This is a genomic window from Anaerotignum sp. (assembly GCF_040307045.1).
GTDB lineage: Bacteria > Bacillota > Clostridia > Lachnospirales > Anaerotignaceae > Chakrabartyella.
The window spans coordinates 185,908-201,913 of record NZ_JAWRKF010000015.1 but is presented as its reverse complement, the minus strand read 5'-3'; the positions used below and the strand labels follow the sequence as shown (position 1 = coordinate 201,913).

Annotated in this window: 11 protein-coding genes and 1 riboswitch; all 11 genes read left to right on the top strand. The window is 40.4% G+C overall.

Annotated features, from left to right (window positions below):
- Window positions 1-156: 156 nt before the first annotated feature.
- The 11 genes from ABVZ64_RS08725 (at window position 157) to ABVZ64_RS08675 (ending at window position 15,977) form a co-directional block, all read left to right on the top strand.
- Window positions 157-2,994, top strand: a complete 2,838-nt coding sequence (locus ABVZ64_RS08725; protein WP_352400625.1) for an FtsK/SpoIIIE family DNA translocase — start codon at window positions 157-159, stop codon at window positions 2,992-2,994.
- 388 nt (window positions 2,995-3,382) lie between these two features.
- A riboswitch (ZMP/ZTP riboswitch) is annotated at window positions 3,383-3,462 on the top strand.
- A gap of 79 nt (window positions 3,463-3,541) precedes the next feature.
- A complete protein-coding gene (locus ABVZ64_RS08720; protein ID WP_352400624.1) occupies window positions 3,542-5,212 on the top strand; it encodes a formate--tetrahydrofolate ligase in 1,671 nt (556 codons plus the stop codon).
- A gap of 12 nt (window positions 5,213-5,224) precedes the next feature.
- Complete coding sequence (locus ABVZ64_RS08715; protein WP_352400623.1) at window positions 5,225-6,082, top strand: bifunctional 5,10-methylenetetrahydrofolate dehydrogenase/5,10-methenyltetrahydrofolate cyclohydrolase; 858 nt, start codon at window positions 5,225-5,227, stop codon at window positions 6,080-6,082.
- Window positions 6,083-6,097: 15 nt separating this feature from the next.
- Window positions 6,098-7,456, top strand: a complete 1,359-nt coding sequence (rimO, locus tag ABVZ64_RS08710) for a 30S ribosomal protein S12 methylthiotransferase RimO (protein ID WP_352400622.1) — start codon at window positions 6,098-6,100, stop codon at window positions 7,454-7,456.
- Window positions 7,440-7,973, top strand: coding sequence for a CDP-diacylglycerol--glycerol-3-phosphate 3-phosphatidyltransferase (gene pgsA / locus ABVZ64_RS08705; RefSeq protein ID WP_352400664.1), 534 nt, complete (start codon window positions 7,440-7,442; stop codon window positions 7,971-7,973). The genes rimO and pgsA overlap by 17 nt, the downstream gene beginning before the upstream one ends.
- 7 nt (window positions 7,974-7,980) lie before the next feature.
- Window positions 7,981-8,904, top strand: coding sequence for a DMT family transporter (locus ABVZ64_RS08700; protein WP_352400621.1), 924 nt, complete (start codon window positions 7,981-7,983; stop codon window positions 8,902-8,904).
- A gap of 104 nt (window positions 8,905-9,008) precedes the next feature.
- Window positions 9,009-10,250 carry a competence/damage-inducible protein A gene (locus ABVZ64_RS08695; RefSeq protein WP_352400620.1) on the top strand — a complete coding sequence of 414 codons (1,242 nt, stop codon included), beginning with the start codon at window positions 9,009-9,011 and terminating at the stop codon, window positions 10,248-10,250.
- Entirely contained in the window at window positions 10,240-11,118 is an 879-nt protein-coding gene (locus ABVZ64_RS08690; protein ID WP_352400619.1) for a DMT family transporter, read from the top strand. Before ABVZ64_RS08695 ends, ABVZ64_RS08690 begins: the two co-directional genes overlap by 11 nt.
- 41 nt (window positions 11,119-11,159) lie before the next feature.
- Window positions 11,160-12,281, top strand: a complete 1,122-nt coding sequence (recA, locus tag ABVZ64_RS08685) for a recombinase RecA (RefSeq protein WP_352400618.1) — start codon at window positions 11,160-11,162, stop codon at window positions 12,279-12,281.
- Window positions 12,282-12,560: 279 nt separating this feature from the next.
- Window positions 12,561-13,187, top strand: a complete 627-nt coding sequence (locus ABVZ64_RS08680) for a regulatory protein RecX (RefSeq protein WP_352400617.1) — start codon at window positions 12,561-12,563, stop codon at window positions 13,185-13,187.
- A gap of 18 nt (window positions 13,188-13,205) precedes the next feature.
- Window positions 13,206-15,977: a tetratricopeptide repeat protein gene (locus ABVZ64_RS08675; RefSeq protein WP_352400616.1), complete on the top strand. Its 2,772-nt coding sequence runs from the start codon at window positions 13,206-13,208 to the stop codon at window positions 15,975-15,977.
- Window positions 15,978-16,006: the final 29 nt, after the last annotated feature.

Below are 16,006 nucleotides of genomic sequence, written 5' to 3'. Positions count from 1 at the left end.
CATATTATACAGTATTATCTATAACCCTGGCAAGGAGACAATAGAAAATGTGATTGTGAAAAAAAGATGCGTAAATTGCATATTTATGGTATAATTTTATATTAAGGCAAATACAAGTAAGATTCTTTGATTCAAAAGATAGATGGGGTGAGAAGTTTGGAAGAACAGAAAAAGACAACAAAAAAGAGTGGTGCAAAGGGTGCTTCTAAGCCTACCGCTAAATCTCCTGCCGTGAAAAAAAGTACAACAAAAAATAATGGAACGGGAAAACCTAATTCGAAGAAGGTGCCTCAAAAGGCGTCCACAAAGGTAATGACTCAGACCAGCCGTTTTGGGGATAGTATTTTGGATGAGGTCATTCTGATTATTATAATACTGGTTGCTATTGTAGCTGAAATTAGCTTAATTACAGAAAAAATGGGAGTTATCGGCCTTATGTTCAATGGACTTTTTAAAGGGCTTTTTGGACTTTCAGGGGCATTATTACCATTGCTTATTATTGCATATTGTGCTTGGTTATTGGCCAGTAGTGAGAGGAAAATGCCATTGGTTCGTGCAATGGGAGGTCTTTTATTTTTACTCTGTGTTTCTTCTGGTATGCAATTGATTAACCCCATTGAGACAACTGCCAACTTAAGTTTCTTTGGAAAAATAGGGGCATACTATGGTGAAGGTACCTTATTGAATGGTGGCTTTTTTGGCGGTGTGTTTGGAGGTTTGTTATATCGTGCCCTGGATACCCTTGGTAGTACCTTGGTACTGATTGCGCTATTGATCGTTTCTGTGATTATGGCTACGGGGAAATCTTTTTTTCAGGCGCTTGGAGACTATTCTTCCCATCGTAAAGCAAATCAAAAAATTAGAAATGAAAAAATTAAAAGTAAGGCTGAGCAAATTCGACAAATGGAAATGGCAGAGGCTGTGAAATTGGAGCGCCGTCGAGAGAAGGCTAGGAAAAAAGTTAACTATAATATTAAACTAAATGAAGAAGAAGGGCTACCTGTGGAAGCACCGGTGATTGCAGAAACGGTATTCCGCAAGAAAGAGCCAACAAAATATAAGAAAGCAACTCCCATTTATAATTTTACCATGGATGATTATGAAGATGTAGTAGAGCCTATTGCAGAGGCCTCATCTTCAGATTTTGAAATTGAGACATTGCCAAAGACAGAGAATTTTAAAGAGGATATACCTGTCATTATGCATGCCAAAGGGGTTTTGGATGAGGATGAACAACTGATTGAAGATATCTTCAGGGAGGTTGCAGAAGAAGAAGAAAATAGGGAAGTGGAGAAATACTTGGGAGTTGCAGAAGAAGATTGTACAGAGGAAAATGCCATTAACCTAATAGACGGGCCTCAGGGTGAAGATGAAGATATTCCAATCGGCAGTTTGGACGATGGGGCAACCACTGAGGGTATCGATGAAACCGGGGAGGTAGGCACTGTGGAAGACGTTTCTCAGGGGACTGAGAAGCCGGAGGTGGCTTCAGCTGATGAGGACAAAGCCCAAGGGGTTATAGATACACCTGTAGAGGAGGAAATACCATATGTGTTCCCTCCAATTGAGTTATTGGGTGAAGACCCTAAAACGGGGGGGGGAGATTCCAAGGCAGAGATGTTAGCCAATGCCAGAAAGTTAGAGTCCACACTAAAAAGCTTTGGAGTAGATGCAAAAGTAATTCAAATTAACAAAGGCCCTACGGTTACCCGATATGAGTTATCTCCTAGTCAGGGTGTAAAGGTTAGTAAAATTGTAAATCTGGCTGATGATATTGCTCTGAACTTAGCGGCAAGTGGCATACGAATTGAAGCCCCTATCCCTGGTAAGGCGGCAGTAGGTATCGAGGTGCCAAATCGGGAAACGCAATCTGTTTATTTAAGGACGGTATTAGATAGTGAAGCTTTTCATAAGCATTCATCAAAATTAGCCTTTGCTTTAGGGGAAGATATTGCAGGGAACCCTGTGGTAACAGATATTTCTAAAATGCCCCATTTATTAATTGCTGGGGCAACAGGTAGTGGTAAGAGTGTTTGTATTAATACGTTAATAACCAGTATCCTGTACAAAGCCGATCCAAAAGAGGTAAAGCTCTTACTGGTTGATCCAAAGGTAGTGGAGCTTAGCGTGTACAATGGAATCCCTCATTTACTCATTCCAGTTGTAACGGATCCCAAAAAAGCATCTGCAGCTTTAAACTGGGCAGTGCGAGAAATGTTGCAAAGATACAACGATTTTGCAGCTTGTGGTGTTAGAGATATCAAAGGCTTTAATGCAATGAAACAGGATGCGGGGGATGAGAAAGGGAAGATGGCTCAAATTGTAATTGTCATTGACGAGTTAGCTGACTTAATGATGGCAGCTCCTGGTGAGGTAGAGGATGCAATTTGCCGATTGGCACAGATGGCTCGTGCGGCAGGTATGCACTTAATTATTGCCACCCAAAGACCATCGGTAGATGTTATTACGGGTGTCATTAAGGCCAATATTCCTTCTCGTTTGGCATTTGCAGTTTCTTCTGGCATCGACTCAAGAACTATTTTAGATATGGTGGGTGCGGAAAAGTTGTTAGGGAAGGGGGATATGCTTTTCTATCCTTCGGGACAAAGCAAACCATCCCGATTGCAAGGCGCATTTGTAACAGATAAAGAAGTAGAAGATATTGTAGCCTTTCTTAGAAAAAGTGGACACCCTGGCTATACGCAAGAGACCATAGACCAAATCACAAAAGTAGAAAAGGCTGGAATGGATGCAGGAGAAGATAGCGATGAGTTTTTCGAGCAGGCAGTGGACTTAATTATTGAAAAAGAAAAGGCATCTGTCTCTATGCTGCAACGACAGTTTAGAATTGGCTATAACCGTGCGGCAAGGCTTATGGATGAACTGGAGCGCAAAGGATTGGTTGGCCCCGAAGATGGCAGCAAACCAAGAAAAGTACTTATTTCCCGTGGGCAATGGGAGGCAATGAAAGAACCCATAGAAGATGAAATTTAGTAATAATTTTATTTCTTGTATGGAATAAAAGCCTTTTTATTCGCTATGAATGAAAAGACACCTAGTAAGCATAGATATATATGAAATATCAATGAGCCTAGATGCCAAGGTGATTGGAGAAGGAATGAATACCAACCAGTGAGAGTATGCTTAAAAACGGGGAGTAAATTAGGGAAGATTTGTGTGAAAAAATACCGTAAACATACAGACAGCCCCTGGTCTACAAAAGCCTAGGACAATAAAATTAGAAAATAAAAAAGTCTTTTGTCAAAGGAAGTACAACGGTAATTTTAAACAATGCAAAGACGAAGGACGAAATAAAAATAACACATCCTTAGAATTTTTTAATGTTTGTTGACAAAGATAAGAGCATATAGTACCATTTTCTAAGAGGTCATATGACTGACGGAAGTGGAGTTAACCACATGGAGTATGACTAGATAAATGCCGACCGTCTGGGCGATGATGCTTGGACTGTCGGCTTTTTTTCATTGCGGTTCAATGCTCATATAAACCAGTTTAAACAACGGAGAGGAGTTTGTTAATCATGAAAACAGATTTACAGATCGCACAGGAGTGCACATTGGAACCAATCACCGCAATTGCCGCAAAAGCAGGTATTCCCCAGGAGTATGTGGAGTGCTACGGCAAATACAAAGCAAAGATTAGTGACAAATACTATAATCAGATTAAAAACAACCCCGATGCAAAGCTGATTTTGGTAACAGCAGTAAACCCTACCCCTGCTGGCGAAGGTAAGACAACCGTAACCATTGGATTAACACAAGCATTGCAAAAACTAGGTAAAAACGCAATCACTTGTTTAAGGGAGCCTTCTTTGGGGCCTTGTATGGGAGTAAAGGGTGGCGCTGCTGGTGGGGGTTATGCTCAGGTAGTACCTATGGAGGAGATTAATCTGCATTTTACAGGTGACCTTCATGCGATTACTACGGCAAATAATCTTTTGGCATCCATGGTTGACAATCATATACAGCAAGGAAATGAATTGAATATTGATCCAAGAAAAATTGCTTGGAAAAGAGCAGTGGACTTAAATGATAGACAGCTTCGTAGCGTAATTTCTGGTTTAGGGGGTAAGGTAAATGGCATCCCTAGAGAAGATGGATTCCAGATCACTGTTGCATCTGAAATAATGGCAATTTTCTGTCTGGCAAATGATTTAAAACATTTAAAAGAAATGTTAGGTCAGATTATTGTTGGCTATACTTATGATGATGAGCCTGTAACTGCAAAGCAGATTGGCGCAGATGGGGCAATGACAGTGTTATTAAAGGATGCCCTCCAGCCTAACTTGGTTCAGACATTAGAGCACACCCCTGCCATTATTCATGGTGGACCGTTTGCAAATATTGCCCATGGTTGCAATAGTGTGCGTGCTACAAAATTTGCCATGAAGTTGGCAGATTATGTGGTGACAGAAGCAGGCTTTGGCGCAGATCTGGGCGCAGAAAAATTCTTTGATATCAAATGCCGTAAAGCAGGCATCAAGCCAGATGCAGTTGTTTTGGTTGCAACCATCCGTGCGATGAAATATAATGGTGGTGTTGCAAAGGCAGACTTAAGTAACGAAAACTTAATAGCCTTAGAAAAAGGTTTCGTTAATTTAGAAAAGCATATTGAAAACATCCAAAAATATGGTGTTCCTGTTGTTGTAACATTAAACCACTTTGTTTTTGATACAGAGGCAGAGGTGGCATTTGTGAAAGAACGCTGTGAAGCCATGGGCGCAACTTTTGCCATTGCAAAGGTTTGGGCTGCTGGTGGTGAGGGTGGCCGCGAATTGGCAGAAAAAGTAATAGAAACGCTGGCAACAAAAGAAAATAACTTCCACACCTTATATAACGATGACTTGAGCATCGAAGAAAAAGTGAATCGCGTGTGTAAGGAAATTTATGGTGCGGGTAATGTGAATTTCTCTGCAGCGGCAAAGAAAACCTTGGCACAGATTGATAAATTGGGCTTTGGACATTTCCCTGTTTGTATTGCAAAAACCCAGTATTCCCTTTCTGATGATCCAAAGGTATTAGGTAGACCTGAAGGGTTTGAGGTTACAGTGAAAGAAATAAGAATTTCCGCTGGTGCAGGCTTTATTGTTGTAATGCTTGGTGATATTATGACTATGCCAGGTCTGCCTAAAAAACCTGCGGCTTTAGATATTGATATTGATGACGATGGTAACATCGTAGGTTTGTTCTAAGGAGAGGATAACATGACAGCACAATTGATTGATGGCAAGTTGATATCGGGCCAAATTAAACAAGAGGCAGCAATAGAGGCCGCTGAGCTTAAGGCTCAGGGCGTTATCCCTTGCCTTGCAGTTGTTTTGGTGGGGAATGACTCTGCTTCTCAAGTTTATGTAAATAACAAAAAGAAAGCCTGTGAGGCAGTCGGCATCCGCTCTGTATCCTATGAATTATCAGAGGAAACAAAGGAGCAGGAGTTGCTGCAACTTGTTCACCAGTTGAATGTCGATGAAGGGGTTCATGGTATTTTGGTGCAGATGCCTTTGCCCAAGCATATTAACGAAGAAAAAATAATTCTTGCCATTGATGCTAAAAAAGATGTGGACTGTTTTCATCCTGTTAATGTTGGGTTGCTACATACTGGTGGAAAAGGCTTTTTGCCCTGCACTCCAGCGGGAATCATAGAGTTGATTAAGCGTAGTGGTCATACAATTCAGGGGCAAAATTGTGTTATTATTGGTAGAAGTAATATTGTAGGTAAGCCTGTGGCAATGCTATTGATGCAGGAGAATGGTACAGTCACAATTTGCCATTCAAAAACCAAAAACCTGGCGGATGTATGTCGGAGGTCCGATATTATTGTTAGTGCCACAGGTAAAGTAAATACCGTTACTGCGGACATGGTAAAGGTGGGGGCAATAGTTATAGATGTGGGTATGAACCGCAACGATGCAGGAAAACTCTGCGGTGATGTGGATTTTGAAAATGTAAAGGAAATAGCAGGGGCAATTACACCGGTGCCTGGGGGTGTAGGACCGATGACCATTGCAATGCTTATGAAAAATTGTCTTGTTGCTGCTAAAAAGCAGAATAACTTGATGTAAACTTAGGAGGCAAACATGAAAGGAACCGTAGCATTCACCTCTTTGGGGTGCGATAAGAACAGAGTAGATAGCGAGGTTATGCTTGGCATATTGGCACAAAAAGGTTTTCAGGCCGTTGCCGATGAAGCGCAGGCAGATATTATCGTGGTAAATACTTGCTGCTTTATCAAGGACGCCCTGGAGGAAAGCATTGAAACCATTTTGGAAATGGCGGAGTATAAAAAAACAGGTAATTGTAAGGGTTTGATTGTAGCGGGTTGTTTAGGACAACGCTATGAAGAAGAATTTTTCAATGAGTTGCCTGAGGTGGATGCAATCATTGGCACTGCGGCATATGAGTCTGTGGCAGAAGTGGCAGCAGAAATCTTAGCTGGAAAAACAGGGGAGAGATATTTGGAAGATATTGACCGCCCTATGGAGGATGCCAATGGTAAATTGCGTGTACTTTCTACGGCCCCCTATTTTGCCTATTTGAAAATTTCTGAGGGTTGCGATAACCATTGCACATATTGTGTAATTCCAAAGCTTCGTGGTAAGCATAGAAGCCGCGGTATGGAAAGTTTGGTGGAAGAAGCAACGGTGTTGGCACAAAATGGTGTAAAGGAATTGGTTATCGTAGCTCAAGATACGTCTATTTATGGTAGAGATTTATATGGCGAGCCAAAGCTTCATATTTTATTAGAGAAATTGGCTGAGATAGAAGGGATAGAGTGGATTAGACTGTTATACTGCTATCCTGAAACATTAACTAAAGAAACAATTGATGTAATGGCAAAGAACGAAAAAATTTGCCATTACATCGATATGCCTATTCAGCACGGAAATGATTCGGTTTTGAAGCGAATGGGTAGAAAGAGTAGCCAGGCTTTGATTAAAGAAAAAGTTTCGGCGTTAAGACAGGCAATGCCTGATATTGCAATTAGAACTACTTTGATTGTGGGCTTCCCTGGTGAATCGGAAGAAGAATTCAATGACTTGATGCAATTTGTTGAAGAAATGAAGTTTGACCGCTTGGGCGTTTTCTCCTATTCCCAAGAGGATGGAACACCTGCGGCCAGGATGGATAATCAAATTGATGATGAAATAAAGGAATCTAGAAGAGACATCATTATGGACATGCAAAAAAATATAGCTGCAGCCCTTTGTGAAAAAGAAGTAGGCAAGGTGGTGCAGGTATTGGTTGAGGGAAAATTACCCGAGGAAAGTATTTACTGTGGTCGTACCCGAAGGGATGCTCCAGATATTGATGGGTTGGTATTCTTAAATGCTGAAGAAGAAATATATTCCGGTGATTTTGTAACAGTAAAGATTAGAGAGGCCGGAGACTATGATTTGATGGGAGATGTTATTTATGCAGATGAACCTGCCGAATAAACTGACGATTTTACGGGTGATTTTGATTCCTGTTTTTCTACTGGTATTATTTTTAGCACCTGTGCCCACAAATCGCTATGTTGCAGTTTTCATTTTTGTAATTGCATCATTAACAGACTTTCTGGATGGATATCTTGCTAGAAGGTGGAACTTGGTTAGTAATTTTGGTAAATTTATGGATCCCTTAGCGGACAAGCTTCTGGTTATGGCTGCCCTTGTGTCCATGGTTGAGTTAGGTGATTTACCAAGTTGGGTCGTAATCATTATTTTGGCTCGTGAGTTTGCCATTACCGGATTCCGCACTTTGGCCATGGAGGCAAATATTGTTATGGCAGCAAGCTGGTGGGGTAAAGTAAAAACCACAGTTCAAATGATTATGATCGTAGTGGTGCTTTTGGATTTGCCCTTTGCATATATGGGAGCAGTAGAAACAATTTTGGTGGCTTTGGCGGTGTTCTTTACAATTGTTTCTGGTGTAGACTATATTGTGAAGAATAGACAAGTTCTGAAAGGCTGATGCAGGTTTGAAGACACAGACGAAAGGCATTTTGATTACATTATTGGCGGCGGCTTGCTTTGGGGCAGCGTCGCCAATTGCTAAGGCTGTATATCAATATGATGTTACAGTAGGGAATGTGTTGCTTTGGAGGTTTATCATTGCAACAGCCTTAGTGTGGGGGTACCTCCTGGTTTTTCGCAAGGATTTAAACATACGTCTACGAAAGGATCAGTTGCTAATGATGGTTGTTGTGGGTGGGGTGACTCACTTTCTAACAACCCAATGTTATTTTAATGCCTTAAGGTATGTGCCAATCTGCATACAGATTATGATTTTCTATACATATCCGTTTATTGTGAATATACTCAGCGTTATATTTTTCAAAGAATCCATTTCCCGAATGCAAGTGCTATCTTTAGTAGTGGCTTTTATAGGCATTCTGATGACAGTAACACTGGATGATTTGAGAATGAGTTTGATTGGCATTGCCTTTTGTGTGGGTGCTGCCATTTGCAATACGGCGTACATATTATGTTTGGGTAAGCGCAATGTGTTGGAGGTAGATAGCATTGTTGTAGGTGCTTATTCATCCTTGTTTGCGGGTATTTCGTATTTTATATTTTGCTTGGCAAGAGGAGAACTGCGGGTGAATATGCCATTGCCTTGTTGGACGGGAATCATAGCTATGGCTGTGTTTACCACGGCGGTGGGAGCCATAGCCCTTTCTTTGGGTGTAAAGATGATTGGTTCGGCGAAGGTGGCTATTGTCAGTGTGTTTGAACCTATTGAGGCTATTCTGCTGGGAGTGTTGATTTTTCAAGAGAAGATAACATTACGAGGGTGGGTTGGAATTATTCTTGTTATTGGATCTATTGTTTTGGTCAATTACGTACATATGCAAGGGACACAGGAAAAAATAGATATTGAAGAAACCAAGGGAGGAGTGTAAACTCCTCTTTTTTGTTTTAAAGGAATTTTGAAAAAAGGTTGGAAAGAAGATAAAAAAAGAGATACAATAGAAAAAGGATAATTTTAGAACATGAGGAGGAAATTATGAGAGCGGAGATAATCGCAGTTGGAACAGAACTGCTGTTAGGGGATATATTAAACACAAATGCCCAGTTTCTAGCTCAGGAACTGGCTACTTTGGGGATAGAAGTGTATTATCAGTCTGTTGTGGGGGACAACCCCCAAAGGCTTGAAGATACAATTTTTCATGCGTTTTCAAGAGCAGATTTAGTGATTACCACAGGCGGGTTGGGACCCACAGAGGATGACCTGACAAAAGAAACAGCTGTGAAATATTTTGGCGAAAATCTTGTGTTGGACGAAAAAGCCTTATCACAAATTCAGGTATTTTTTGACCGTATCGGTAGAGAGATGACTATCAACAATAAAAAGCAAGCTTTCGTGCCAGAAAATAACGGTGTTGTATTATATAATGCCAATGGTACTGCCCCAGGAATTATCATTGAAAAAAATGAGAAAATAATTGTCATGTTGCCTGGCCCCCCTAAAGAAGTAGTTCCTATGTTTCAAAACCAAGTTAAGCCTTATTTGGCGAAGAAGCAGGAATACACCTTTATTTCAAGAATATTGCGTGTCGCTAGCGTTGGGGAAAGTGCTATGGAAATGCTAGTAAAGGATTTGATTGATGCTCAAACAAACCCTACCATCGCACCTTATGCTAAAGATGGAGAGGCCATTTTAAGGATAACCGCCAAGGCTAAAGATGAAGGGGAAGCAAAAAGCTTGATCGACCCCGTTGCTGATGCTTTAAAAGAAAGATTAGGAAAGTCTGTTTATGCTGAGGGTGAAACCAACATGGAGACAGAAGTTGCAAAACTGTTGGTAGCTCAGAAAAAGACCATTGCCGTTGCAGAGTCCTGCACTGGTGGCGAAATATCTTCTCAGTTAATTCGCTACCCTGGTGTTTCTCAGGTGTTCTTGGAGGGCTGTGTCACATACTCTAATGAGGCAAAGATAAAACGCTTGGGCGTTTTAGAAGAAACCCTAAAGGAATTTGGTGCTGTTAGCAAGGAGACTGCTATGGAAATGGCCCAGGGTATTGCAAAAACATCGGGGGCAGATATTGGTATTGCAACAACAGGAGTAGCTGGGCCTGATGGTGGCACAGAGGACAAGCCGGTTGGCTTGGTATATGTGGGTATCTACTATAATGGAAAGGCGGAGGCAAAGGAATATCGCTTTGCTGGTAGCAGAAATAAAATAAGAGAACGGGCAACCTTCCAAGCTTTAGATTGGTTGCGGAGGAAATTGCAGTATGAGAACTAAAGGGGACTGGATATTACTGGTTGCCGCAATTATAGGCGGAGGTGGGTTCATCAGTGTTAAATATCTTTTGGATTGGGGATATAACCCATTCCAAGTGATGTTTGGCAGGTTTTTGATAGCCACTATTTGCCTAAGCCTTGTTTATTTTAAAAGGTTTCAAAAAATTTCTAAGAACGAATGGAAAATGGGCAGTATTTTAGGTGGGCTTTTAGCGGCAACTTTTCTGCTTCTTACAGTAGGACTACAATTTACAACCCCGTCAGTGAATGCCTTCTTGTGTAACACCCAGGCCGTTATTGTACCATTTTTTTGTTGGTGGGCTTTTCGTCAAAAACCTATGCCAAGCTGCTTTCTTGCGGCATTTTTAACTTTAGCAGGAGTAGCCCTTCTTTCAGTGACCGAGGAGTTTCGTATTGATATTGGGGCCATTCTTTCATTTGGGGCATCGGTGGCCTTTTCTATTCAGATGGCCTTAATGGGAAAAGCCGTTGAAGAGTGTGATTCTATTCACATTGCCCTTGTTGAGCATTTAACAGTAGCGGCAATAGCGTGGGTGATTGTATTGTTTACTGGAATACAGATCCCACCTTTAAATGGGGTGGCGATGGGGAACTTTTTGTTTGTTGGTATCTTTTGTACAGCGTTATATTTTGTTTTACAATCTATCGGTCAAAAATATACCTCCGCAAATAAAACTGCTATTATTATCACTTCGGAGTCTATTTTTGCCGCTATCATTTCAGCCCTTTTTTATGGGGAACGTATGGGTTGGCGTGGCTTTATGGGGTGTGGAATCATATTCGTAGCAATGATTTTGGCAGAAAAACCTATGGGCAAACCAGTTGACAGTAGAGAAAAAATAGGTTAACATAAGAACGTAAGTTCGATACATAGAGAGGATGGGTAAAAATGGCGAAGAAGGACGATTTTAAGAAAGATGATATAAAATTTGAAGATAAAGAAAAGGCCCTTGAAGCAGCACTGGGACAAATCGAGAAACAATTTGGCAAGGGTGCCGTTATGAAACTTGGCGACAGTGGCCAGCAAATGAATGTTGAAGTAGTCCCCACGGGGTCCTTGAGTCTTGATGTGGCTTTAGGTGTTGGTGGTGTGCCAAAGGGTAGAATTATAGAGGTGTATGGTCCAGAATCTTCTGGTAAAACAACGGTTGCCTTGCATATGGTGGCGGAGGTGCAAAAAAGGGGTGGTATTGCAGGGTATATTGATGCTGAGCATGCCATGGATCCAACCTATGCAAAAGCTTTGGGAGTTGATATTGACAATTTATATATTTCCCAGCCAGATAATGGTGAACAAGCATTAGAAATTGCAGAGACCATGGTGCGTTGTGGAGCCATTGATATTGTAATTGTTGACTCTGTTGCTGCATTGGTACCAAAGGCAGAAATTGAGGGGGAAATGGGTGATTCACATGTAGGCCTACAGGCTAGACTGATGAGCCAAGCCCTAAGAAAACTGACTGGTATCACCAATAAGTCTAAGTGCACCGTGGTGTTTATTAACCAGTTGAGAGAAAAAATTGGTGTTACATATGGTAACCCAGAAACAACTACAGGTGGACGTGCATTGAAATTCTACGCTTCTATTCGTATCGATATAAGGAAATCTGATGTGTTGAAACAGGGTACCGAATTGGTGGGTAATAGAGTTAAAGTAAAGATTGCAAAAAATAAGGTTGCACCCCCCTTTAAAATTGCGGAGTTTGATATTGTGTATGGACAGGGTATTTCTAAAGAGGGAGACATTTTAGACCTGGCCGCAGAGGTAAGCATCATCAACAAAAGCGGTTCATGGTATTCATACAAAGAAACTAGAATTGGTCAGGGCCGGGAAAATGCAAAGCAGTTTTTGAAAGAGCATCCGGATGTTTCCCTGGAAGTCGAAAATGCTGTTAGAGAGCATTATGGATTGCCTTCTTTGTCACAAGCTAATATCCAGCAAGCACAGAATGTAGCAGAACCATCAGAGCAAAAGAGTGAAAATTCTGTAGTTGAGTTAGACTTAGAATAAGAAAAGTATAAATTGTCAACATAACATGATTTGGGAAACAAACTTTTTGTTGAATGAAAGGGCTTTTGAAAAAGAAGGCAACAAGTATAGCGGCTTAAGGAGTAGAACGTGTTTGTTGCTAGGGTTGCAAACTCAGGTCATATTTCTATCATATATTTTTGATAATAAAAACCAGGTATTGAAAGATACCTGGTTTTTATTATACGAAGTAAAAGTAGTGCTGTGAAGAAGATTATGTTATAATTGGAATAATGAAATCAAAGAGGAAGGTAATCTGTAATGTTAGTGACAAAAGTGGTGCCCCAGAAAAGAGATATTACAAAATATAATATTTATATAGACGGTGAATATGTTTTTGCCCTTCATCCTCAAGATATGGAATATTTTGGGATAAAAGAAGGAAAAGAAGTACCACAGGATACCATTTCTTTTATTCAAAAAAGTTTGATTTATGTGCAAGCACAGGATGTGGCCTTGCATTTTATTGGTTATAAAATGCGTACTGAAAAGGAAGTACGACAAAAATTAGAAGAAAAAGAATTTGCAGAAGAAGTAGTAGAAGAAGTTATCAATTTTTTATGCAAATATAAATATACTGATGATAGAGAGTATGCCAAGCGTTATATTAAAGAGCGTTTAAGGCTAAACCCTAGGAGTGCCTATGCCCTACGGATGGAGCTTTTGCAAAGGGGGATTGCCGAGGGAATTTGTCAAGAAGTGTTAGACGAAACGCATGTTTCAGAGTTGGGGGATGCTGTTCGATGGATAGAGCGTAAGGCAAGAGGACAGTGGCCACCGGATGAGAAAAAGAAAAAGCAACTTTATGGGTTTTTGCAACGCAAGGGGTATTCCTATGGAGTAATAAAAAGTGCTTTTCAGGAAATGGATGAACAAGTGGAAAATTAGGGTGTAGGGTGTGAATGCATGAGTTTTTATTTGGCCGAAATTAGAGAGCTACGAAAAGATTTTATTCAGTCATATAAAGGTGGAGATTTGAAAAAAGCTCTATTTTTCGGAAAACGCCTATTGGACATTTACGATGAAAATGAGGACAAGGGTAGTGCTGGTTTAGCTGAAGATACCCATAATGTGGCTGTTGTTTTTGATGAGCTGGGATTGTATGAAAGGGCGGTTGAGCACTATCGAAAGGCGGCGTCATTGGAAAAGGCTAGGTGTGGCGAGTCACCATCCTTTGCGAATTCATTAAATAATCTTGCGATTGCATACAGTAATTTGGGCTTGCACCAGGAGGCTTTAAAAATTCATAAGTGCGTTTTGGCTGTGCGTAAAACAAAATTAGGAAAAGAAAACGTTGATTATATTTATACGTTATACAATTTAGGTAATACGTATGAGGCACTCAGCCAGTATGATAAGGCTCTTGAATGTCATGGGCAGGCGCTGGAGTTGAGCTATGGTTGCAAGGCTTTGCAAATGATGGATGTAGCGGATATCCATGGTGCCATGGCGGGTTGCTTTGAAAAGAAAGGGAATTATAAAAAATCAGTTTTTTATTATGAATTTGCCTTAGATATCATTGAAAAAAAACAGGGTGTTCAAAGTTTGCAGTATATCTCCAATGCCCTATCCCTTGCCTTGGTGTGTGAGAAGGCAGAATATTTCGGCCTTGCCGTGGAGTATTGTGAGCGTGTGGTGGAGATTCGGCGCAAAATGTTTCCTAAGGGTGACCTTGACTATGTGAATAATATGGAATACCTTTCGTCTCTTTGTCGAAAAGATGGACAATTCGATAAATCTTTGAAAATACACAAAATAATACTTGATTTGATTGAGGAAAAATTTGGGCAAGCACATCTATTTTACTTTGACACCCTTGATAAGATAGCGCTAGATATTTGTGGGAAGAAGGATTTTCAAAAAGCCTTTGAATATGCACAGAATTGTCTAAAGATTAGGCAAGGCATAATTTCTGAAGATCATTTAGAGATTACAAAAAGCTATATGACATTGGGTCAGATTTTAGATGAGCAGGGTAATTACGAGGAAGCCTTAGATTATTATGAAAAGGCATTATATGTAAGGGAGAATTCAAGCAATAGTCCTGATGGCGCTTTGGATAATGTTTGGAATAGAATAGCAACTCTTTTTGAGAAACAAGAGGCATATGAGGCAGCTGCTTTTTTGTACGAATATGTATTAAGGATTAGGAATTCGTGTTTATCTGTGAAAAATGAAAATGACATTTTCTATATGAAAATTCTTGCACAAACCAGGGAGAAGCAAGAGGAATATACTAGAGCCGTTGTAATTTGCCTTGAGATGGTGTCAATGGCAGAAAGGATTTATGGAAAACAGCATGCAAAGTATTCCCTGGCATTAAAACAGTTGGGGTTATCCTACCAAAAGGCAGGGGATTTGGCTGTAGCTTCAAAATATTTAGAGGAAGCCTTAAATATACAGAGGGAAACTTTAGATGAAGATAATCCAATTTATATTAAAACAATGGAAGCTTTTGCAGAGGTGTGTTATCAAAGAGGAGACTGCTTGCAGGCAATTCAACTTTATAAAGAACGCAATGATGTTAATTTTGAGGAAACACCTGAGGAGCAAAGGGAAGCAGCTTGTACCCTGTTGTCCATTGGTAATTGCTACTTAAAATTAGGGGAGTTTGATAAGGCTAAGGCGCACCTAGCTGAGGCCCAGGATAAAATGAAAAGAAGCCGAGCTAAGGCTAATGAAAGATATAGTTGTTTGATGGAAATGTACGAAAATGGAATAAAGGGGAATTTTCATGTGACCAAGCCTGTAAGAAGAAGGTTACGGGATGGAGAACGAAAATGTTTAGAAGAAACAATACATTTCCTTTTAAGGTATCATAGGCAATTCCATGAAGACGGGGAGATGGAAAAAAAACAAAAAGCCTTTATCGCTTTTTCTTTAGGAGAAATGTATCAACGATTAGGTAAAAAGGACGAGATGGTATATTGGTATACCTTGGCTGAGCAGGAAGCTCAAACAGAATATTATGTGCGTGCCTGTACACGCCTTGCGGAGGCTTATTTGGCCTTTGGTGAAGATGATAAAGCATTACAGCGGTTTATCAATGGTAAAGAATATATGGCTGAATATGGAGATATCCACTCCCCAGATTATTGTCGACTATTAGGTAATATAGGGGATTGCTTGTATAAAAAGGGTGACAAAAAGGCTGCCTTGGATTTTTATTTTGCCTGGAAACAATTGTATTATGAGCTGGGGTTACCGGATTGCATCGCTTATGACAATAGAATAGAAAAAATTTGTAGGCTTCTAACCGCATGCGATAGAAGCAAAGAGGCAGTAGAGTGCTATTATACTTTGGCTCTATCTATACGAAATAGAGAGGGAGAAACAGAAAAATTTGCAAAATTGCTATTGCGCATAGCTATGTTTCATATTGAGTTGGGAGAGACTAAGGAGGCGGAAACCCTTTTGGATCGGGTTTTAATTTTGGCTGGAAAAAGTGGCATAACCTCAGAAAAATTTGGTAGGGTGTGCGACAGGGTTGGCCGATTATATAGCTCTGCGGGCCTGGAGGAGAAAGCGGTGGAAGCTCTCAAACTAGCCTATAACGAAAGTATTAGTGGGAAAAAATGCATAACAAAGGAAGGGGTACAACTTTTGTGTGACCTTTTATGGAAAAATGGGGATTATGAAGCTTATTTTTCCGTAAAAAAGGGGAGTGAAATGGAATAGTTTTTATTGACATGTTTTTTGGCCTGTGA